The 237-nt window shown below is 68.8% G+C and carries 1 protein-coding gene; it reads left to right on the top strand.

All coding sequences use genetic code 11. From position 1 onward, the window contains the following. On the top strand, positions 1-237 hold a 237-nt coding region (locus tag AC0CH3_RS17945), incomplete at both ends, for a hypothetical protein (protein WP_465238143.1).

Here is a 237-nt window from a genome sequence, read left to right as displayed (position 1 = left end):
GCGCGGGGGCACGATTGCTGGGCGCCGATCGGGGGGCCCCGCTCATGGACAAGGCCGCCAGTGACGCACGGCTGGATCTAGTCCGGCTGTTTCATGAAGATCAGGGCCTGCGCGAACGGTTGCGATCAACGGTGCGCGCGCTGCCTGACATTGGCCGCGCACTGGGACGGCTGGCGGCAGGACGTGGGTCGCCACGCGATCTTGGCCAGTTACGCGATGGGCTGGACGGTGCGTGGA

This window comes from Sphingomonas sp. AC449, from assembly GCF_979253475.1.
The sequence above is the reverse complement of the archived record's forward strand: the minus strand, read 5'-3'. Positions and strand labels throughout refer to the sequence as shown.